Genomic DNA, 19,290 nt, shown 5'->3' with positions numbered 1-19,290 from the left:
TTGATTACACCATATGGACTGAGAACAAACTCTCTGTATCGCAACCCATCTCTCTTTTTTTGCTTTTTGCTTGTGCCCATTTATGCTCAATTGGGTTAAGATCTGGCGAATATGTAGGCAAATACTCCACCATATACCCTGCATCGATGATGACTTGTTGAATATTATGTTTTTTGTGAAAAGTGGCATTGTCCATCATGATTACACTGTTTTTAGGGAGTACTGGGATAAGGACTTGTGTGACCCAGGCATAGAAAACATCGCTGTTAATATTGATATCAAATAATCCGATAGCAAACAGCGTTGTGCCTAATAAAGCGCCGATAACATTTGTTCTTCCCCTAGCTCCCCAGTTCTTCAGGCCAAAACACCGTTGACCTTTTGGGGAATAGCCGTGAGTCCGTGGGGCATCGTGTGAAAAACCACTTTCATCAATAAAAACAATAGGTTTACCTTCTTTTTCATACTGTTGTTTTTTTTGTTGAAATCCCTGCCGGGCGTTTTCGTCGGCTTTCGGATGACGTAGAGTTTTTTTTATAGGTCAATCCCAGCTTTTTAAGCGCTTGCCAAATGGCCTTCTGACAAACGCCAAAACGCTCTGCACGTTCTTTTTGGTAAGCATCTGGATATTGTTCAACATCTTTTATCAACTCGGATTTATCGATCTTTCGCTGACGCGTGGTCGATGCTTTTGACTCTATTTGATTAATCCAACGCGATACAGAGGCAGGGCCAATCCGAAATTGCTTCGCTGTTTCTCGGATACTCAACCCTTCGTTTTTCCGTGTAGATATCACTTTACGTCTAAAATCAATTGAATAGCTCATTTAAATAATGTAATCAAAATTAAGTCGTTTAGCTATACAACGGCAGAATCAATGCCGTCACTAGCTTTTTTCAGTAAATCAGCCAATACTTTTCGTGCTTGCTCGTTCACCTCTCACTCCTTACGCATCTTCTGATGCGATGATGTAATAAAAAAGCCGCTCTAGGCGGCTTATTGGTTAGTCTGCATTTACGGTGATTATCTTTTATTTCTGAAATACTCAACCAATCTGTTGACCAGTTGCCCAAGAAATAAAACGAATAGCGTAACTCCCACAAATGCACACCAAATATTTTTACTTTCCATTCCCCAAGAAAACAGGATGACAGTTAGTAACGATAAGCAAACCAGTGACCATGTTGGCAATCTGATTGTACTCATACCGCGCACCATATCTCGTATATCACCCATGCGAGAGCGGCTGCGATTGATATCAGAAATAGTCTGGCAGATAGAGTGATACGTTTCATAATGTTGGGTTCTTGTCGATTTCATGAACATAAAATCTTATCCGTCTTGTGGTTGGTAGTCAGATCGTTACTATAGCCAAGCGACATTATTTTGATAACAGCCAGCTATGCTTCTTTGCCGCATATCAGGGCATAGGATGTAATCATTTTTAAGTCGGTTGGCTATAACGATCACTTTAAGCGTAACGTTCGGTTTTAACGATCGGTTTTAACGGTCGGTTTTTATATGTGCCGGGATGTTTATCCACGCCCGGCGCGTGCTTTCCTCGTGTACCCCTACAGCGAGAAATCGGATAAACTCTAATCACCCCTACAGATTGAGAGTGATTGAAATGGATATTTTTTCAGGTGTTGCCGGGCTTTGTTGAATAATTTAAGATACTGATTTATATAAGCATTATAAAATTTCAACGACTAATTTTTCCTCTCGGAATGCTTTTTATTGTGCTAACTATTTGATTTGTCGTTCTAACAAAATACATTCTCTGTAAATGCATTCTAACTAAAGAAGATGTAAATCAAACGGTTAAATTATTCAACAAAGCCAACATCTGGGTAAAGGTTCGGCACGTTGTCGGTGCCTTCCGTAGAGCACGAGGCTCGTTTTAAAGGAGCATGTATCTGAGTCTGCACCAACCGCCGTCATGTTCGTGAGCCTCGGGCTGGCTACTTACGCTCAGGCAATCGGCGGGTAATTCGAGGTCTTGCCTGCCGGGGTATTGCCGTTGCGGGTTGCTGGTCCACCGTCCGGCTGGAGGCTGTCTGGTGGGTTGACGGGGTAATTATCACCGCTAGAGATTTTTATGTCAACACCGCAAGAGAGTTAATTTTATTATTCTCAGTGATAAGGGGGGTTTTTAAGGATTTTTAATGTATTGAGGAGGGAATGAGGATGTATTAGCTGGCTCGTTTTTCCTTCACAGCCTTCATTTCTTCATAAAGCTGATCAAGCTCGTTTTTACGCGCACTAATTTCTTTCACAAACTTATCTTGTTCTTTTTTTGGTAAATCATTAAAAATTTCAAGCAGTTGTTTCTCTTGAGTCGACAGTGTGTCGAGAGGGCTTAATGTTGATGGGTAAAGCTCGATAGTCTCGTACATAGACGCTATCTCTTTTGCAAGAGAAGGGCTGAAATCATTAACAGATACCCTTAGAAGACGAGCAAAACTGGTTGCATTATGCACATTAAGAGCATTGATAGCATTTAGTAGTGAATTAACTGCACTTTGCACAACCCCTAAATGATCAGCGACTATTGCTTGAGATAGTCCCAGTTCTTTTTTCTTGGCGTTATATAGCGCTTTGAGACGCTTCGCATCTGCAATTTGTTCGTCATTAAGAGGCCTCTTTTTCATAACCATGATTTTATCACCTACAGGGGTAATATTAAAATCTCTAGCGGTATTGACAATAAAATCTCCCAGGGTGATAATGACTAGTGAACAAGTAGGGAGATCTTCATGACCCGATTAACATTACATCAATATGTGGCTCTGCATGGGCAAGAAAAAACAGCTAAAGCATTAGGCGTTTATCAAAGTGCAATCTGTAAAGCATTAAAAACAGCAAGGCAGATAACAGTCACTGTGTACCCTAATGGCGAAGTTAGTGCAGAAGAAATCAAGCCGTTCCCGAACCAACGCCATCAGGCAGATTTCGCAGCCTAACCAGCAATACCGCTCTTCACAACGGACAGTCGTCCTACGGAAGCCACCGACAACGTGGCGAACGCAACATCCCACAGAAATAAACTGAGTGTGACTGCCTCACGGCTTCGTCACGTCTGTTGATTACCCAATTACACCACAGGTGCCGTGTATCTACATGTGCATCCGATAACCTATTCATTCAACAAGGAAAGTATCACAAATGGAACGTGCAAAAACACGCAAAAATTCTGCGGTTGAGTTCATTAGCCGTCACCTCGTTACAACAGCATATCAGGCGATTGCCCGGGTACGCCAGACCAACATCGCAAAAATGCTGGGTGTCGCCGATTCAACCGTCCTGCGCCGCTCAGAGAAGCTCACCGAGACGATGGATATCTTAGCCGCCAGTGGTGTGCAGGATTTTGTCTTCGAGGGCGAGAAGAAGATGCCGCTGGATGAATACCGCTATCTGCTTCGTTCAGCGATGGAATTCGCGAAGTATCAACTGGAAGCGGCTGAATCTGTATCAGGCGACGAATGCCTTGCTGCATAGGAGGAGAACATGATGCAAGCACAAAAGAAAAAGCCGAACAGTGCGCGAACACTTTTTCGGCTTAGAAACGCAAATAACTCATTAATTTCAGGAGGAATTATGGCACGAAACCGCCGGAATTTCAAGCAAAAGGGCGCCTGTCGCCCTCATCCTGAACCCCAAACACTGATGCCGGAGGATGCGGCGAAGAAATTCGCCGAACTCTTCCGCCTGCAACAACAACTTTACCTGGCTCAGCATGAGTCCGAGGAGAAACGCAAATGAGCATGTCATTGATGGCTAAGGCCATGAGTATCAAGGTTGGCAATCCGCTACGCAAGCTGGTTCTCCTTAAGCTGGCTGATAATGCCAACGACAAAGGGGAGGCATGGCCGTCCATCCCCCATATTGCTCAACAATGTGAAATGGCAGAACGCACCGTTCAGGGCCATGTTCAGGCTCTGCAAAAGAGTGGCTTCCTCTGGATAGAAAAACGCAAGGGAAGCAACGGGATTAATCAGTCAAATATTTATCACCTTACTTTAGATAAAGGGGAAAATGAATCACAGAACAGGGGTGATATTCCTGACCCCTCTGATGGTGCATCTGCTGCACCCTATGGTGAATCTCCTGCACCCTATGGTGAATCTCCTGCACCACATGGTGCAAATACTGCACCAGGGGATGGTGCATCTGCTGCACCCAGAACCAGTCACTCTTTTGAACCAGTCATAGAACCGGTAAAGAATATCCCCTTACCCCTTGCCGACAAGAAAAACAAATTTGACCCGCTAACCGAAAAACCGTCGAACGTGTCGGCAGAGGTTTGGGCCGACTGGGTGAGTCACCGGAAAGAAATTCGTCACCCACTCACCCCGACCACCTGCAAGCGCATCAGGTCGATGCTGGAAAACCATGTCAACCCCGATGCGGTGATTGGCTTGTCCATCGAGCGCGGTTGGCAGGGCTTGTTCCCCGAAAAAATCACCGAGCCAGCCAATATCACGCCCGCGTTCTATGCCTCCCGGTTGACCGAAGAGCAGCGGCGTGAACTGGCACTGTATGAACTTCTTGAGGGGCGATGAAATCATGGCTGAAACGGGTTTTGATTGCCGGTTACTGCCACGGGGTTATGCCGATATCGGCAGTGACGCTGGGCTTTAAGATTTTTCGATTGGAGGCAGTATGACTATCCAGGAATTATCCGGCCTGTTGTGGCAGCGGGTGGAGCAGGTGGTGGCTCACTTACTCCCCAACGGTCGGCGCGTCAATGGGGAATGGGTTGTCGGTGATTTGCACGGCAACAAGGGGCAATCGCTCAAGGTCAATCTCACCGGCAAGCAGGTCTGGTGTGAGTTCAACGGTGGACAGGGTGGCGACTTGCTGGACTTGTGGGTAGCGGTGTGCGGTATCCAACTCCATCAGGCCATGCAGGAGGCCAAAGTGTTTCTGGGTGTCAAGGACGAGAGCAATGAGTTCCTGCCGAAACAGCCAAAAATCTTCAAGAAGCCTGAGCGCAAGGGCGTCAAAGGCTCCCGCGACTGTTTCGCGTATCTGGCCTCAAGGGGGATCTCCCACGAGACGGCACAAGCGTTCAAAGTGACCGACGCGGTGATATTCAACCACGAGACCAAGCAGGAAGTCCTTGCCATCGACTTCCCCTACCTGCGCGACGGTGAGTTGAAACAAATCAAACGGTTGGGGATTGAGCGTCATGACGGTAAAAAAATCATCATGGCAGAGTCCGATTGTGAACCCTGTCTGTTTGGCTGGCAGGCCATCAACCCCAAAGAGCGCAGTTTGGTGGTGATTTGTGAAGGCGAAATTGACGCGATGAGCCTCCACCAGTACGGCCTCCCGGCACTGTCGGTTCCCTTCGGTGGCGGGACGGGGGCCAAGCAGCAGTGGATTGAGCATGAGTACGAAAATCTGTCACGTTTCGAAGAGATATTCCTGTGCATGGATATGGACGCCGCCGGGCAATCCGCCGCCAACGAGATTGCTACCCGGCTGGGTATTCATCGTTGCAGCTTCATGAAGTTACCCCACAAGGACGCTAACGAATGCCTGGTCAACAATATTTCAGTGGAGCAGTTTCAACGCCTCTTCATGGACGCTGAGACGTTCGACCCCACAGAACTCAAACGGGCGGGCGAATTCCGTCAGGAAGTCCATGCGGCTTTTTTTTCACCCGCTCCCGGTCTGTTCACCAGTCCGTGGCCCACGCTGGAGCAGAATTTCAGATTCAGGACGCACGAACTGACCTTGGTCAACGGCGTTAACGGTCACGGCAAATCGCAGTTTGTGGGGTATCTGTCGCTTGAGGCGACGTACCAGGGGGTGTCTGCCTGCATCGCCTCGATGGAGCTACGGCCTGCTATCCTGCTGAAACGGATGATTCGACAAGCCGTATGTACGGGGGATATAGCTAAACGACTTAATTTTGATTACATTATTTAAATGAGCTATTCAATTGATTTTAGACGTAAAGTGATATCCACACGGAAAAACGAAGGGTTGAGTATCCGAGAAACAGCGAAGCAATTTCGGATTGGCCCTGCCTCTGTATCGCGTTGGATTAATCAAATAGAGTCAAAAGCATCGACCACGCGTCAGCGAAAGATCGATAAATCCGAGTTGATAAAAGATGTTGAACAATATCCAGATGCTTACCAAAAAGAACGTGCAGAGCGTTTTGGCGTTTGTCAGAAGGCCATTGGGCCCATTCCCACTCGAAACGCAACAAAGTGACCCACTTGCCAGAGTCGGATAAAATCACCGTTCTGGCCATACTGGAGAGCCTGTTGCATGCAGGGAAAACATCTGACTCAGAAAGAACGGTTCTACATCGAAAAGCGGCGTGGTGAAGGTGTCAACCAAGCTACCATTGCCAGAGAGCTTGCTCTGCCTCGCTCGACCATCAGCAGGGAACTCAGACGCAATACCGACCCTACTTTCAATGGTGTCTACTGCTGTAGAAGGGCGGACACTCTGGCCCGGGGACGCCGTCATAAGCCTCTGCCAAACAATGCTTTTTACCCGTTGGAGCCACACATTCAGAACTTCATCAGGCAGGCGCTTTCCACTCACTCTTCACCTAAAATCATCAGTGGCCGTTTGCACCTGGAATTCGGTATATCTGTCAGCAAGAATACGCTATATCGCTATATCCTGCAGGAGAGACAGGCTGGCGGGGAGCTATATCAGCAACTTCCTCATCGGGGAAAACGTTACAGGTACAATGCCGAAAACCTCAAATCAGGCCCTATTCCCAACCGTGTTGGTATTGAGTATCGCCCAGCTCAAGCCGAGCTTAAACAGGAGCCTGGCCACTTCGAAATTGACACTATTTTTGGCAAAAACCAGAAGTCATTCTTGTTAAGAATCGTAGATAAAGCATTGAAAAAATTCATCATTCGCAAACTGCCTAATAAGCGTGCTGAGACTGTGGTTGCTGCTTTCAGGGACATTGAAGCTAATACCTTTTGCAAGTTTAAGACCCTAACAGCTGATAACGGCCCTGAATTCGCTCTGCACGAGCAAATTACTCAAATCACAGGGGCGCAGGTCTACTTTGCCCATCCTTATCATTCCTGGGAGAGGGGCTTGAATGAGCACACCAACGGGCTGATACGACGTTTTTACCCAAAGGGAACAGACTTCAGTCAGGTCAGTCATCGTAAGATTGCCGAACTCGAACACATATAGCCAAGCGACATTATTTTGATAACAGCCAGCTATGCTTCTTTGCCGCATATCAGGGCATAGGATGTAATCATTTTTAAGTCGGTTGGCTATACCTCACCGGAGGATGTAGACCGGATGATGGACCTGCTCGATGCGCGGATGTGGTTGTTCAACGTGACGGGTAAAGCCAAGGGAGAACGGATTTTGTCCGTGTTCAAATATGCGCACAAGCGCTATGGCGTGAAACTGTTTGTCGTGGACTCGCTGATGATGTGCGGACTCAATGAGGATGATTACAACGGCCAGAAGGCGTTTATGGAAGCCTTATGCGAGTTCAAGCTGACTTACCCGGTGCATGTGCTGTTGGTATAGCCAACCGACTTAAAAATGATTACATCCTATGCCCTGATATGCGGCAAAGAAGCATAGCTGGCTGTTATCAAAATAATGTCGCTTGGCTATAACTCATCCCCGAAAAGGCGAAAACGAAGAAAAGCCGGTCGGCAAGATGGATGTCAAGGGAAGCGGCGCTATCACGGATTTGACCGATAACCTGATCATCGTCTGGCGCAACAAGGCGCGTGAAGCCGTGGTAGAGAAAGCGAGGAAGTTTGGCAACGAGGTTTTATCGGAAAAAGAGCAAAAGCTACTGGAAGCGCCTGGAACGCTGTTATTGCTCGACAAGCAGCGTAACGGCGAAGGCTGGCAGGGGAAAATCCCCCTGGTGTTCAACTTGCTGAGTAATCAGTTTCTGGCCGACAGAAAGAGTATTCCTTTCAACTACGCCCGTGGGCAGTCACAAAGTGCGGTGATATCTGAAATGCGCCGTATGGCGGTTTAACGCAAACAGCGAGGGAAATACGAATGACGGCATATCTAACAGAATGCATCGTGGGGCTGCTGGCAATGGCAGCCCTTTTTGTTTGGGTGGGTAAATTCAGAGGTGGGTGATGGAAAAAACATGCTTCCTGCTGCGTGATGAACGAATACGAAAAAACCTGAAAGCGTTTATTGATTCCCTGCCCACCGACCCACACCGCCCCCTCGAAATTACCATCAACGATGCTAAACGGACATTACCGCAGAACGACCTGTTCCATGCGTTATGCACCGATGTCTCGCGTCAGTTGGTGTGGGCAGATAAACCACGCCCGCTGCTGGATTGGAAGGCGCTGTTTGTCTCGGGACATGCCATCGCTACCGGCAGGCAGGGGGAGGTGGTTACCGGGCTGGAGGGGGAGTTTTGCAGCCTCCGCGAGAGCACGGCTCAGATGGGCGTAAAGCGCATGAACAGTTTGATTGAGTACGCCCAGGCTTGGTCGGTCGGCAACGGCGTCAGGCTGCGCGAGGTGCGTTATTCAGGGGATTATTTCGGGAGAGTCGGATGAAGAAAACCAGTTTCAGGTACGACGGGTTAACCGGTGAAGAGGCGGAGCTCGTCGTCAGACACTACAAAGACAACGGCTATCGCGCGGCCAGGTCACTGAGCAGCGACCCCAAATATTGGGATGTCGTTGTCACCCTTCCCGAACAGCAGTACCTCAAACCAACACCACGCTCAATGCTCAACAAGATGTGGGGGTAGATATGACACTAAAATCACACACCAGACCAGAACACAAGGACACATGGCGAACCCCGCCCGAGGTCTTCCAGGCGCTGGATGCGGAGTTTGGCTTCTACCTCGATGCCGCCGCTGACCACGACAATACCCTGTGCCGTCTGTATCTGACGCAAGAGGATGATGCCCTTTCCTGTGATTGGAGTAGCAACGGAGCCATCTTCTGCAATCCCCCGTACAGCACTATCCTCCCCTGGGTTGATAAAGCTGCTGAGCAGAGCCGCAAGCAGAATAAAACGGTCGTTATGCTGCTGCCTGCTGATACCTCGACGGGATGGTTCGCACAGGCACGGAAAACGGTTGATGAGGTGCGTTTCATCACCGAAGGACGATTGTCGTTTATTAGCGCCGAAACGGGCAAAAAAGGCAAGGCGGGTAACAGCAAGGGCAGCGTGTTGTTCATCTGGCGACCGTGGCGTGCAACCCCAAAAGGGATGACCACGGTAAAGCAAACACGCGCTGATTAACAGGATGTGGGGGTGATATGGCGAATCTTAGAAAAGAGGCGAGAGGTCGAGAGTGTCAGGTGAGGCTCTCGGGTATCTGTAACGGCAACGCGGAAACTGTGGTACTGGCCCATTACCGAATGTCCGGCATTTGCGGCATCGGCATGAAGCCTGACGACCTTTTTGGCGCATGGGCCTGTTCTGCCTGTCACGACGAAATAGACCGCCGCACGCGTATCACCGATGCCGACTATGCGCGGCTGCATCATCTGGAAGGCGTCATCCGCACACAGGGGATTTTACTGGCGCAGGGGAAGATAAAGCGATGACCGAATATCACCTGAAACTGCCGTGGCCGCCGAGCCTCAATACCTACTGGCGACACGCACGACATCGGCACTACATCAGCGAGAAAGGCAAAGAATACCGTCAAAGCATCATCCAGATAATCCAGCAGCAACACCTCGATATCAACACTCCCGCAAGACTGAAAATCGCCATCATCGCTAATTCTCCGGACAAACGACGCCGTGACCTCGACAACCTGCAAAAGGCGGTTTTCGATTCACTCACGCATGCGGGCTTCATGCTGGACGACGAACAGATAGACGATTTCAGGGTAAAACGCGGGCAGCAAGAGCGCGGAGGCAGTCTGGATATCGTCATCAGCGAATTGGGGGAAGCATTAGACAGCGAGGGCGACTTACTGCGAGCGATATCCCGCTTATCCGAGCGCTGCTGGCCTCCGGTATGCCGGTGGCTGAGGTGGCGAGGAAATTCGAGACCAGCAAGCAGCATATCTACAGCATCAGGAATGGCAAAAACTGGGGGGCGGTGAAATGAGAGATATTCGATACCTGTTAACGGCATGGGGAAACTGGAGCGGCTCACGTATTGGCACCGAGTACAAGGCAGCATGGCCCCTCGTTACGGCCAGTAGCGATATCCTGCCCATGCTGTCCGATGAGGACGGTGAGATAGTTGACCGGGCGGTAGGGCGGCTCAAGCACTTCGACCCGCTGGGCTACGATATCGTGGTGGCGTATTACAAAGGGAAGGTATCGTGCAGGGCGATAGCCAGAAAGCTTGAAAATCGTCCAGATTACGTTACAGCATGCCTTGCTCGCGCTGAGGCCTACGTAGCAGGTCGTGTGGCTGAACTTTTGGAGGCGGCTTGACAACGCGCTCGGCTATCGAGATACTGAATGCACTAGAATTTCTGTGCGGCAGCCCGCACCCGATAGCTTTGCGGCTTTTTTATGCCTGCGATTTGGCATAACTACATCCAGACAAAGATCGGGTGGAGAGGCGTAATACAACACCCGCGAGGGGAATATGCCCGGAGCCTCACAGAAGCTCTAGTTGACACCCGATCACCAGCAACTAACTGGCGATTTTAACTTAAATTCTGTGGAGGCCATATGGCTACTCAAATTTGTGTAGAAACAATTTCACCGATCACATACAAAAATATTGCTGTTGTTACAACAGAACTCCTTGCTGATTTATACGGTACGATCGCACACTCTATCACTAAAAATCATCGAGCAAACGCGAGCAGATTTGCCGAAGGGAAGCATTACTTCAAAATCCAAGATGATGAATTAAGAGCATTTAAGTGGCTTTGTTGAATAATTTAACCGTTTGATTTACATCTTCTTTAGTTAGAATGCATTTACAGAGAATGTATTTTGTTAGAACGACAAATCAAATAGTTAGCACAATAAAAAGCATTCCGAGAGGAAAAATTAGTCGTTGAAATTTTATAATGCTTATATAAATCAGTATCTTAAATTATTCAACAAAGCCCATTTAAGTGCAAGGTCACTGATAGTGACTTTGTGAAAATAGCACCGAATGTTCGTCATCTCATCCTCTGGACAGAACGCGGAGCCGCAAGACATGCCAAGATGCTCGAAACTGATCAGGCATGGGAAGTATTCGAGCAACTGGAAGATTGTTACTTCAATCTGAAAGAATCGAAACATCTAACGTGCAAAACAAAATCATTACCGGGCAAATTAACCATCGAACGGCTTTGTTGAATAATTTAACCGTTTGATTTACATCTTCTTTAGGTAGAATGCATGTACAGAGACTGTATTTTGTTAGAACGACAAATCAAGTAGTTAGCACAATAAAAAGCATTACGGCTGGAAAACTTAGTTGTTGAAGTGTTATAATAATTATGTAAATCAGTATGTTAAATTATTCAACAAAGCCCCATCGAACAGCAAGAAGCCATCAAACAGTTAGTGATTACTCGTGGTCGAAGCGTTCCGCAAGAGCATCAGGCAAAAGCAACCATCACGCTGTGGTCAGCACTAAAAAGCCACTTTGGTTGCAGCTATAAAGAAATTCGCGAAGATAATTTTACCGAGGCGTTATCTCTCGCCGCTCGTGTACCGATTGAGGGTGAATTTATCGACAGAGCATCTTCACAAAACAGCTTGCCCGCTATCTCTGGCAGAATTGTTCTTGACTATGAAGATGGCACTTTGACACGGACAGAAGTGGTCGCCTCTAATTGTTTTATAGGGAATGTTGAAACACTATTCCAATACTTGGAAAAGCGTGGTGTCGTTGTGCTTACCAACGAAGATGGACGCCGAAAATTCGTCAAAGAGAATTTGATGAGGCTGATTAACTGATCAAAAGATCAGCTAAAATCCTTGACTGTCCGGACGTCCGGACACATAATACTCCTATGGTGCGGCAAACAGCGCGCAGGAAATGAAGCCTCAACTCCCTCAGGTGATTGGGGCTTTTTACGTATTACTATCGATGGATATTTCATAATAATAAACACGAATATTAACTATATTGGTATATTGATATGAATGTTAATTTAAATGGTAATTTAAATGGTAATTTAAATGGTAATTTAAATGGTAATTTAAATGGTAATTTAAATGGTAATCTCTCCTCTGTGTCATCGATGCAGTTACCATTAAGAAGCGAGAGAAGTACTTCATGTGTGGGCGGAAATATTACAAATTACAAACATCAGTAATAAATCTGTAAGATTCGATGAGAAAGTAACCTATTATATGGTTGGAAAAGGTCTTCGTAGTGCAGAGAAAATGTCTATTTATAAAAAAGAATATAGACGTGCTGTAGATAAGCAGGCGAAAGAATATGGATTAAGATGTCCATTTGGACATGACGAACCAAATAAAGATCCATATCCCTATAATCATAGGGTTGCATTAGATAATATGATCAAGTATTCAAATAATCCTTGATTCAGTTTGTAGCGTACTCTATTTGAATATACTGATGGTACACTGACAAATCTCTTTTCAAGGCTGCGATGATAAAAGCGACTACTGCGTCATGATACTTATCGAATTCAAGCCCTAGCCTAACCGCTGGGGCTTTTTGCTATCTGGTACCCCCATGGGACTTGTAAGACCTGTACAGCAGGCCACGCTCAGGATGGGCGTGTTGTCGAATACTCTCAAGGCTACGCTCCGGCGTGGCTTTTTTTATTCCCTAAAATCACACACAGCGCCCACTTAGCGTGTGAGGCTATGACACGAATGAGCACTCTCTACAGCAGGCTTTCATATGGAACCGGGACGGGCTTAATGGGCCTTGGTGCATCAGCTAGAGCCTACGCCGCATCGACTAAAGAGAGCGTCCTGCTGCTTGCAGATAAGGTTGCCGGGTTAAGCCTTGGCGACTGGGCGATTATTGTCGGTATGGTCTGCACAATCGGCACTTTTGCTATCAACTGGTATAGCCAAGCGACTTAATTTTGATTACACCATATGGACTGAGAACAAACTCTCTGTATCGCAACCCATCTCTCTTTTTTTGCTTTTTGCTTGTGCCCATTTATGCTCAATTGGGTTAAGATCTGGCGAATATGTAGGCAAATACTCCACCATATACCCTGCATCGATGATGACTTGTTGAATATTATGTTTTTTGTGAAAAGTGGCATTGTCCATCATGATTACACTGTTTTTAGGGAGTACTGGGATAAGGACTTGTGTGACCCAGGCATAGAAAACATCGCTGTTAATATTGATATCAAATAATCCGATAGCAAACAGCGTTGTGCCTAATAAAGCGCCGATAACATTTGTTCTTCCCCTAGCTCCCCAGTTCTTCAGGCCAAAACACCGTTGACCTTTTGGGGAATAGCCGTGAGTCCGTGGGGCATCGTGTGAAAAACCACTTTCATCAATAAAAACAATAGGTTTACCTTCTTTTTCATACTGTTGTTTTTTTTGTTGAAATCCCTGCCGGGCGTTTTCGTCGGCTTTCGGATGACGTAGAGTTTTTTTTATAGGTCAATCCCAGCTTTTTAAGCGCTTGCCAAATGGCCTTCTGACAAACGCCAAAACGCTCTGCACGTTCTTTTTGGTAAGCATCTGGATATTGTTCAACATCTTTTATCAACTCGGATTTATCGATCTTTCGCTGACGCGTGGTCGATGCTTTTGACTCTATTTGATTAATCCAACGCGATACAGAGGCAGGGCCAATCCGAAATTGCTTCGCTGTTTCTCGGATACTCAACCCTTCGTTTTTCCGTGTAGATATCACTTTACGTCTAAAATCAATTGAATAGCTCATTTAAATAATGTAATCAAAATTAAGTCGTTTAGCTATATCGAGCAAAGCTCAGCCTCCATGCGGTTAAACTCCGCGATGTAAGCTTCCTTGAATGCTGCTGCTTTTTTGCCGGTGAAACCCATGACGAGGAAGACGAAGCCGTCTTTGGTCATCTCGAACATCGGGCGTTTTTCGCCTTTTGCATCGGTATAACCAACCTCCGCAAAATTGCGGGCGTTGAATTCCGCAGAACAGTCGAGAGTGCGTAACTTCTTCAACACATCGTCGTGGCGCTTATTGAAGTATTCGGCGACAGCCTGCGACGTAGTCACGGCTTTACCATCGTGGATGAATACACTTGGAGTAGTGGCGTTGATCGCCAATGCTGGGATGGTCATTTTTACGTCCTCTGAGATTTATAGAACCCTAGTTTCAGTAGGGCGGTCGGGTACTTGAAACCCGCTCAGAGACGGCCAGCAGTTTTCCCCATCAGGCGTGGGTGTTGTATGTTCTGCTCGCTACCCGACCATAATCTATGGACGTAAAAAAACCGCAAGACTGTCGGGTGCGGATATCCGCTCTGAGAAGGTGGTTTCAAGCACCTGCGAGCGACTATAGCGCATGGGTTCTCCTTGCGTCAATACGTTGGTTTATGCCGCTACACCGTTCATCATGACGCCTAAGAGCAGCGGAAATAGGCTGTCGTAGAAATGTGGCTGCGTCTGGCGAGGATTAGCTGGGTCAGTGAGATTCTTGCCAAACTGCAAGCCTTTTTCTGTTAGCGACCAGAACAGTTTCTCTTTGTCGGGATGCTTGCTGCTGGGACGTGACTTGCGCTCAGCGAGTCCGAGCAATTGCAGGCGCTTGAAACCTGACTGTGCGGTGTAGGGCTTTCCGTGCAGCATTAGCAGTTCAGTCAAGGAATGCGTTACTTCACTTGAGCCGGTGGTGCTGCCCTCTGGGGCATCTACGGCGTAGGCTGGTAGGATATCCGGCATACCGAGAGAAGATTGCAGCTTTTTCATTGCGCCCAGCATTGCGGAAGGCGCTATGCGCAGCTCTTGCTTGTAGAAAGCGAGCAAGGCTAATCCCGCTTGGACTTTTTCTACCAGTACGCCATTGCTCTGCTTCACTGAGTCACGGAATTGCTCATACACTTGCACCTCAAAATCTGGCTCAATCCATGCAGCATAGCGGATAGCAATAATTTCAACTGCCCAGCTTCCCGATTCAAGCCCACCTTTGATGATATTGACCGAAGCTATTTTTGTAGCTTCGCTTGTTTTTTGTACAAAGCCACTTACTCCCTCTGATTTAAGAAAGTTAGAAGGTCTCTGTGATTCTGTCGCTTTACCTTGTGCAACGGCAGCGCGGTGCAGGTCATTCAGGCAGTAACGCCCGAAAGCGTCTTGACGAACAATGGTATTTTCAATGACAACTAATTTAGACATAACAATTTCTCCATAGTTAAACGGCTGTGGTTAGAAGGGGCTAACGGGTAAAATTTTGCAGATTGGCGGTCAGATCGCTTACACTTGGCTTAACACAGGAGGATTTCCCATGGGCCAAGTCGCATTTGATACATTGCAGGCATCAGAAGAGCTTGAGACTGCTGGTATTTCCAGAGAACAGGCCAAGGCGATTTCGCTCGTCGTACGCAAGTCTCATGAGGTGGCTGATGTCGCTACCAAGCGTGACCTTGAGGACGTGCGTAAAGAGATGCAAGCCCGCTTCGAGAAGACCGACGCGCAGATAGCCAATGTCCGCAAGGACCTGTCCGCAGAGATAGCCGATGTCCGCAAGGACTTATCCGCAGAGATAGCCGATGTCCGTAAGGATATGACTGCCGGTTTTGATAAACTTGGCATGCAGATGACCATCCGGCTTGGTCTAATGGTCGCCGCTGCCGTGAGCATCATTGCTGCCATTCTCAAAATGTGATGCCACTACGGATTGTTAGCTCAGTTGGTACAGCTCTGGACTCTTAATCCATAGGTCGCAGGTTCGAATCCTGCACAACCCACCATGCTACCCCTTGCGTCAGGCTGAACCTGATTGCACGGCCGCCCGACGACGTGCATGCACTCATGCGGCTACCCTGGATAATTTCCTGATATAGCCAACCGACTTAAAAATGATTACATCCTATGCCCTGATATGCGGCAAAGAAGCATAGCTGGCTGTTATCAAAATAATGTCGCTTGGCTATATTGCGGTACCAGATATCAAAGACATGGTGGGCTTCATAGTCGTTTGTGCCAATCAGGTAGCCGTTGATCGGGATGTGGTTACACAGCAGCGTGTAGGCGACCATGCCTTTACCGCTGCCGAAGTATTTACGCGAATGTCGGGCCTTTACTGTTGATCGCTCGACGCCAAACTTCTGTCCGTCAACGGCACCATAAAGCGTTTCCGGATCAAACGAATAGTGCGGAAAAATCGGCAGTGCCTCTATGGCATCGGTGATGCCGTCGTTGGCCGTGACCAGTGACGCCAGGCGGAGGTACTCTTCGTATGTGGTTTCCAGCACATGGAACGGTATAGCCAACCGACTTAAAAATGATTACATCCTATGCCCTGATATGCGGCAAAGAAGCATAGCTGGCTGTTATCAAAATAATGTCGCTTGGCTATAGCCTCAAGTTCATTTTCAAGCTCAGCCAGAAACTGCCTTAACGCCTCCTGTATTTCAGTAACCCGTTTATCGTCCTGATGAATTCTCAACTGGTAATAGGCAAGGTCTGGCGGTAGCCTGTCGTCATAGCTGACAAAATCACACCATTTTCGGCCCGTACACATCATTTGGGCGTGCATCTGTAGGAGGTATTGGTTTTTCGGCTTACCGGTCTTAATGGTCTCTAAATGCGTCCATGTATTGGGGCACTTGATTTCAATCAGACCATCATCCCCCACAAGACCATCAGGCGATGCGCCAAATCCTGCGATATCGGGGTGAAGAATAAACCCGACTTCCGTCACTTCCGCATCGAACTGGTTAAGCAGGTACATTTCCCGCGCCACCGGTTCAAGTTCAGTACCCCGCTGCATGGCGGCGCTGGCATAACCTCCTTCGAGTTTTCCGGTCAGGCGCTGGCAGATAAGCTCTGCCATGTAGTTCTGGCGGCAGGCGGAATAGCCCGATTTGGTTTTTGCCATTACGTCAGACAGGCGACTGGCGGTGACGTTTCCGCACCGGGCGGCAAACCATTCATCACTGCGCTGTTGCATGATTTACCTCGCTGTATTCTGCGTCGACGGGAATGCTTTCCTTGATGCGCTCCTTCTCTGCATTGCCGATAATCTGGCGCTCTTCCTGAGAGAGGCGCTTCCACGTTTCAGCGAAGACTTCCATGCTCAGTTGCGCCGCCTCTTCGCATCTGGCGATCAGGGCGGGGCGACGTTCGTCGGTTTCCTTTCCGACGAGAACACTTGCTGGCGTGCTTTCAATAATCCGCTCTGCCTCGTCGCTGTCGTAAATTCCAGCAAACCCAAATGCCATTCGAGCGCACTGAATAAGTGACTTGTGGCGTAGCATACGGGTGGGGTGTGACTGCCACGGCTGGGTATTACGCTTACACTCGCCCATGTATTCGGTAACGACAGTGGGGTGTTTGCGATCTTTGCGGTAAATCTTGCAGGTGCAGGCGCCTTCCTCTTTGTCGTAGCTGAATTCCATGCCATCGAATTGCGGATGTTCGTTAATGATCCGCGCCCATCCATCGACACCCACAACCGGAACAATACCGCCCTTGTCAGGAAAGGCATAAATCTCTTTCGTCCACGGGTTGAGTCCGTACTGGTTGGCAACAATGAGCAGGGCGGTAAATTGCTCGTCCGTTACGCTCCCCCCCTTGAAGGCCGTATTCTTCAGCGTGCTCATTAATTCGGTGCCTGGTGCCATGCCAAGGCGTTCAGCCAGTTTTCCAGCCATGGTTGCTAATGCCGTGCTCATGCTGCATCCTCCGCGCTGTTCTGCCTGTTATAAATCCAAAACGCCCGCTCAACTTTCACCCGGTGGAATATGGCGTCAAATATAGCCAAGCGACTTAATTTTGATTACACCATATGGACTGAGAACAAACTCTCTGTATCGCAACCCATCTCTCTTTTTTTGCTTTTTGCTTGTGCCCATTTATGCTCAATTGGGTTAAGATCTGGCGAATATGTAGGCAAATACTCCACCATATACCCTGCATCGATGATGACTTGTTGAATATTATGTTTTTTGTGAAAAGTGGCATTGTCCATCATGATTACACTGTTTTTAGGGAGTACTGGGATAAGGACTTGTGTGACCCAGGCATAGAAAACATCGCTGTTAATATTGATATCAAATAATCCGATAGCAAACAGCGTTGTGCCTAATAAAGCGCCGATAACATTTGTTCTTCCCCTAGCTCCCCAGTTCTTCAGGCCAAAACACCGTTGACCTTTTGGGGAATAGCCGTGAGTCCGTGGGGCATCGTGTGAAAAACCACTTTCATCAATAAAAACAATAGGTTTACCTTCTTTTTCATACTGTTGTTTTTTTTGTTGAAATCCCTGCCGGGCGTTTTCGTCGGCTTTCGGATGACGTAGAGTTTTTTTTATAGGTCAATCCCAGCTTTTTAAGCGCTTGCCAAATGGCCTTCTGACAAACGCCAAAACGCTCTGCACGTTCTTTTTGGTAAGCATCTGGATATTGTTCAACATCTTTTATCAACTCGGATTTATCGATCTTTCGCTGACGCGTGGTCGATGCTTTTGACTCTATTTGATTAATCCAACGCGATACAGAGGCAGGGCCAATCCGAAATTGCTTCGCTGTTTCTCGGATACTCAACCCTTCGTTTTTCCGTGTAGATATCACTTTACGTCTAAAATCAATTGAATAGCTCATTTAAATAATGTAATCAAAATTAAGTCGTTTAGCTATATCTGTGATGACAGAACTGAAAAATCGTGGGCTAAAGGACATCTTCGTCGCCTGCTGCGATGGCCTGAAAGGCTTTCCTGGTGCCATTGAAGCTGTTTACCCGCATACGCGGGTACAGCTCTGCATTGTGCATCAGGTGCGGAACTCGCTGCGCTACGTCGGCTGGAAAGAGCGTAAGGCCGTTGCTGCTGACCTGCGCACCATCTATAGTTCCGCAACGCTAGAGGGCGCTGAAGAGGCCCTGGATGCCTTCGCGGCCAAATGGGATGAGCAGTTCCCGACGATCAGCCCGTCGTGGAGAAATAATTGGGGAACGTCTCATCGTCATTTTTGACTTTCCGCCGGAGATCCGCAAGGTTATCTACACCACCAACGCGATAGAGTCGTTAAATGCTTCATTGCGCAAGATAACGAAAACGCGACGAATATTTCCAACGGATGACTCGGTGATAAAATTACTCTATCTAGCCTTGCATAATATCTCTGCTAAATGGACCTTGCCAATCAGAGACTGTAAACCTGCTATGAGCCAATTCATGTTGATGTATGGAGAACGAATCTCCGGTTAAGCAATGGA

The 19,290-nt window shown here is 47.7% G+C and carries 29 protein-coding genes, 1 tRNA gene and 6 pseudogenes; 24 read left to right on the top strand and 12 right to left on the bottom strand.

The window, feature by feature from the left end; translation table 11 throughout:
* Nucleotides 1–4 precede the first annotated feature (4 nt).
* The 3 genes from ACQGXV_RS09470 to ACQGXV_RS09460 all read right to left on the bottom strand — a co-directional run bounded on the left by ACQGXV_RS09470 (nt 5) and on the right by ACQGXV_RS09460 (nt 2,658).
* Complete coding sequence (locus ACQGXV_RS09470; protein WP_440862665.1) at nt 5–538, bottom strand: IS630 family transposase; 534 nt, start codon at nt 536–538, stop codon at nt 5–7.
* A complete protein-coding gene (locus tag ACQGXV_RS09465) occupies nt 462–827 on the bottom strand; it encodes an IS630 transposase-related protein (RefSeq protein WP_440862584.1) in 366 nt (121 codons plus the stop codon). The genes ACQGXV_RS09470 and ACQGXV_RS09465 overlap by 77 nt, the downstream gene beginning before the upstream one ends.
* Nucleotides 828–2,193: 1,366 nt before the next feature.
* Nucleotides 2,194–2,658 carry a hypothetical protein gene (locus tag ACQGXV_RS09460; protein WP_440866243.1) on the bottom strand — a complete coding sequence of 155 codons (465 nt, stop codon included), beginning with the start codon at nt 2,656–2,658 and terminating at the stop codon, nt 2,194–2,196.
* Between the two features lie 99 nt (nt 2,659–2,757).
* On the opposite strand from ACQGXV_RS09460, the gene ACQGXV_RS09455 reads away from it, so the two are divergent.
* The 21 genes and pseudogenes from ACQGXV_RS09455 to ACQGXV_RS09355 all read left to right on the top strand — a co-directional run bounded on the left by ACQGXV_RS09455 (nt 2,758) and on the right by ACQGXV_RS09355 (nt 12,990).
* Nucleotides 2,758–2,964: a Cro/CI family transcriptional regulator gene (locus ACQGXV_RS09455; RefSeq protein ID WP_440866242.1), complete on the top strand. Its 207-nt coding sequence runs from the start codon at nt 2,758–2,760 to the stop codon at nt 2,962–2,964.
* Nucleotides 2,965–3,166: 202 nt separating this feature from the next.
* Complete coding sequence (locus tag ACQGXV_RS09450) at nt 3,167–3,499, top strand: hypothetical protein (RefSeq protein ID WP_440863042.1); 333 nt, start codon at nt 3,167–3,169, stop codon at nt 3,497–3,499.
* A gap of 9 nt (nt 3,500–3,508) precedes the next feature.
* Nucleotides 3,509–3,763 carry a hypothetical protein gene (locus tag ACQGXV_RS09445; RefSeq protein WP_440864452.1) on the top strand — a complete coding sequence of 85 codons (255 nt, stop codon included), beginning with the start codon at nt 3,509–3,511 and terminating at the stop codon, nt 3,761–3,763.
* A 23-nt stretch (nt 3,764–3,786) separates the two neighbouring features.
* Nucleotides 3,787–4,563 (top strand): helix-turn-helix domain-containing protein, encoded by a 777-nt coding sequence (locus ACQGXV_RS09440; RefSeq protein WP_440866241.1) that lies wholly within the window; start codon nt 3,787–3,789, stop codon nt 4,561–4,563.
* 100 nt (nt 4,564–4,663) lie between these two features.
* Nucleotides 4,664–5,938, top strand: a complete 1,275-nt coding sequence (locus tag ACQGXV_RS09435; RefSeq protein WP_440866240.1) for a toprim domain-containing protein — start codon at nt 4,664–4,666, stop codon at nt 5,936–5,938.
* Complete coding sequence (locus ACQGXV_RS09430) at nt 5,939–6,229, top strand: IS630 transposase-related protein (protein ID WP_440866239.1); 291 nt, start codon at nt 5,939–5,941, stop codon at nt 6,227–6,229.
* Between the two features lie 57 nt (nt 6,230–6,286).
* Nucleotides 6,287–7,186, top strand: coding sequence for an IS30 family transposase (locus tag ACQGXV_RS09425; protein ID WP_440866238.1), 900 nt, complete (start codon nt 6,287–6,289; stop codon nt 7,184–7,186).
* Between the two features lie 114 nt (nt 7,187–7,300).
* Nucleotides 7,301–7,537, top strand: coding sequence for a hypothetical protein (locus ACQGXV_RS09420; RefSeq protein WP_440866237.1), 237 nt, complete (start codon nt 7,301–7,303; stop codon nt 7,535–7,537).
* Nucleotides 7,492–7,629 carry a hypothetical protein gene (locus ACQGXV_RS09415; protein WP_440866236.1) on the top strand — a complete coding sequence of 46 codons (138 nt, stop codon included), beginning with the start codon at nt 7,492–7,494 and terminating at the stop codon, nt 7,627–7,629. Before ACQGXV_RS09420 ends, ACQGXV_RS09415 begins: the two co-directional genes overlap by 46 nt.
* Nucleotides 7,620–8,006, top strand: a complete 387-nt coding sequence (locus ACQGXV_RS09410) for a hypothetical protein (RefSeq protein ID WP_440866235.1) — start codon at nt 7,620–7,622, stop codon at nt 8,004–8,006. Before ACQGXV_RS09415 ends, ACQGXV_RS09410 begins: the two co-directional genes overlap by 10 nt.
* A gap of 109 nt (nt 8,007–8,115) precedes the next feature.
* Nucleotides 8,116–8,553: a recombination protein NinB gene (locus ACQGXV_RS09405; RefSeq protein WP_440867354.1), complete on the top strand. Its 438-nt coding sequence runs from the start codon at nt 8,116–8,118 to the stop codon at nt 8,551–8,553.
* Nucleotides 8,550–8,750 carry a hypothetical protein gene (locus ACQGXV_RS09400; protein ID WP_440866234.1) on the top strand — a complete coding sequence of 67 codons (201 nt, stop codon included), beginning with the start codon at nt 8,550–8,552 and terminating at the stop codon, nt 8,748–8,750. Before ACQGXV_RS09405 ends, ACQGXV_RS09400 begins: the two co-directional genes overlap by 4 nt.
* A gap of 2 nt (nt 8,751–8,752) precedes the next feature.
* Nucleotides 8,753–9,253, top strand: a complete 501-nt coding sequence (locus tag ACQGXV_RS09395) for a phage N-6-adenine-methyltransferase (RefSeq protein WP_440866233.1) — start codon at nt 8,753–8,755, stop codon at nt 9,251–9,253.
* A gap of 17 nt (nt 9,254–9,270) precedes the next feature.
* The gene (locus tag ACQGXV_RS09390) at nt 9,271–9,561 is read left to right on the top strand and encodes a DUF1364 domain-containing protein (protein WP_440866232.1); all 291 of its coding nucleotides are present in this window, start codon (nt 9,271–9,273) and stop codon (nt 9,559–9,561) included.
* Nucleotides 9,558–9,947: pseudogene (locus ACQGXV_RS09385) on the top strand (RusA family crossover junction endodeoxyribonuclease); the annotation flags it as partial. The gene ACQGXV_RS09390 and the pseudogene ACQGXV_RS09385, both read left to right, overlap by 4 nt.
* Nucleotides 9,948–10,071: 124 nt before the next feature.
* Nucleotides 10,072–10,410: an antiterminator Q family protein gene (locus ACQGXV_RS09380; RefSeq protein ID WP_440866231.1), complete on the top strand. Its 339-nt coding sequence runs from the start codon at nt 10,072–10,074 to the stop codon at nt 10,408–10,410.
* Nucleotides 10,411–10,653: 243 nt separating this feature from the next.
* Nucleotides 10,654–10,863 (top strand): ORF6N domain-containing protein, encoded by a 210-nt coding sequence (locus ACQGXV_RS09375; protein WP_440866230.1) that lies wholly within the window; start codon nt 10,654–10,656, stop codon nt 10,861–10,863.
* Nucleotides 10,864–11,061: 198 nt separating this feature from the next.
* Nucleotides 11,062–11,211 (top strand): annotated as a pseudogene (locus tag ACQGXV_RS09370) (ORF6N domain-containing protein); the annotation flags it as partial.
* A 246-nt stretch (nt 11,212–11,457) separates the two neighbouring features.
* A pseudogene (locus ACQGXV_RS09365) lies at nt 11,458–11,688 on the top strand (hypothetical protein); the annotation flags it as partial.
* A 594-nt stretch (nt 11,689–12,282) separates the two neighbouring features.
* Nucleotides 12,283–12,477, top strand: a complete 195-nt coding sequence (locus ACQGXV_RS09360; protein ID WP_440866229.1) for a hypothetical protein — start codon at nt 12,283–12,285, stop codon at nt 12,475–12,477.
* A gap of 297 nt (nt 12,478–12,774) precedes the next feature.
* A complete protein-coding gene (locus ACQGXV_RS09355) occupies nt 12,775–12,990 on the top strand; it encodes an HP1 family phage holin (protein ID WP_440866228.1) in 216 nt (71 codons plus the stop codon).
* 6 nt (nt 12,991–12,996) lie between these two features.
* Here the strand turns inward: ACQGXV_RS09355 and ACQGXV_RS09350 are convergent, their stop codons facing one another.
* The 4 genes and pseudogenes from ACQGXV_RS09350 to ACQGXV_RS09335 all read right to left on the bottom strand — a co-directional run bounded on the left by ACQGXV_RS09350 (nt 12,997) and on the right by ACQGXV_RS09335 (nt 15,249).
* Nucleotides 12,997–13,530 carry an IS630 family transposase gene (locus ACQGXV_RS09350; RefSeq protein WP_440862665.1) on the bottom strand — a complete coding sequence of 178 codons (534 nt, stop codon included), beginning with the start codon at nt 13,528–13,530 and terminating at the stop codon, nt 12,997–12,999.
* Nucleotides 13,454–13,819, bottom strand: coding sequence for an IS630 transposase-related protein (locus ACQGXV_RS09345; protein WP_440862584.1), 366 nt, complete (start codon nt 13,817–13,819; stop codon nt 13,454–13,456). Before ACQGXV_RS09345 ends, ACQGXV_RS09350 begins: the two co-directional genes overlap by 77 nt.
* A gap of 44 nt (nt 13,820–13,863) precedes the next feature.
* Nucleotides 13,864–14,202 (bottom strand): annotated as a pseudogene (locus ACQGXV_RS09340) (Rha family transcriptional regulator); the annotation flags it as partial.
* 246 nt (nt 14,203–14,448) lie between these two features.
* Nucleotides 14,449–15,249, bottom strand: a complete 801-nt coding sequence (locus tag ACQGXV_RS09335) for a KilA-N domain-containing protein (protein ID WP_440866227.1) — start codon at nt 15,247–15,249, stop codon at nt 14,449–14,451.
* Nucleotides 15,250–15,358: 109 nt separating this feature from the next.
* Between ACQGXV_RS09335 and ACQGXV_RS09330 the strand changes: the two genes are divergently transcribed.
* Together ACQGXV_RS09330 and ACQGXV_RS09325 are read left to right on the top strand one after the other, a co-directional pair.
* Complete coding sequence (locus tag ACQGXV_RS09330; protein ID WP_440866226.1) at nt 15,359–15,739, top strand: DUF1640 domain-containing protein; 381 nt, start codon at nt 15,359–15,361, stop codon at nt 15,737–15,739.
* Nucleotides 15,740–15,748: 9 nt separating this feature from the next.
* Nucleotides 15,749–15,824, top strand: a tRNA-Lys gene (locus tag ACQGXV_RS09325).
* 183 nt (nt 15,825–16,007) lie between these two features.
* Here the strand turns inward: ACQGXV_RS09325 and ACQGXV_RS09320 are convergent.
* The 5 genes and pseudogenes from ACQGXV_RS09320 to ACQGXV_RS09300 form a co-directional block, all read right to left on the bottom strand.
* Nucleotides 16,008–16,340: pseudogene (locus tag ACQGXV_RS09320) on the bottom strand (Tn3 family transposase); the annotation flags it as partial.
* An 11-nt stretch (nt 16,341–16,351) separates the two neighbouring features.
* Nucleotides 16,352–17,026, bottom strand: a complete 675-nt coding sequence (locus tag ACQGXV_RS09315) for a lambda exonuclease family protein (RefSeq protein WP_440866225.1) — start codon at nt 17,024–17,026, stop codon at nt 16,352–16,354.
* Nucleotides 17,010–17,750 carry a phage recombination protein Bet gene (bet, locus tag ACQGXV_RS09310; protein ID WP_440866224.1) on the bottom strand — a complete coding sequence of 247 codons (741 nt, stop codon included), beginning with the start codon at nt 17,748–17,750 and terminating at the stop codon, nt 17,010–17,012. Before bet ends, ACQGXV_RS09315 begins: the two co-directional genes overlap by 17 nt.
* Nucleotides 17,751–17,854: 104 nt before the next feature.
* Entirely contained in the window at nt 17,855–18,388 is a 534-nt protein-coding gene (locus ACQGXV_RS09305; protein WP_440862665.1) for an IS630 family transposase, read from the bottom strand.
* Complete coding sequence (locus ACQGXV_RS09300; protein WP_440862584.1) at nt 18,312–18,677, bottom strand: IS630 transposase-related protein; 366 nt, start codon at nt 18,675–18,677, stop codon at nt 18,312–18,314. Before ACQGXV_RS09300 ends, ACQGXV_RS09305 begins: the two co-directional genes overlap by 77 nt.
* A gap of 34 nt (nt 18,678–18,711) precedes the next feature.
* Here ACQGXV_RS09300 and ACQGXV_RS09295 point away from each other — a divergent pair.
* Nucleotides 18,712–19,282: pseudogene (locus ACQGXV_RS09295) on the top strand (IS256 family transposase); the annotation flags it as partial.
* Nucleotides 19,283–19,290 lie beyond the last annotated feature (8 nt).

Origin of the sequence: Symbiopectobacterium purcellii, from assembly GCF_052050035.1 — a bacterium.
Classification (GTDB): Bacteria; Pseudomonadota; Gammaproteobacteria; order Enterobacterales; family Enterobacteriaceae; genus Symbiopectobacterium; species Symbiopectobacterium purcellii_A.
This window is presented reverse-complemented; position numbering and strand designations above follow the sequence as displayed.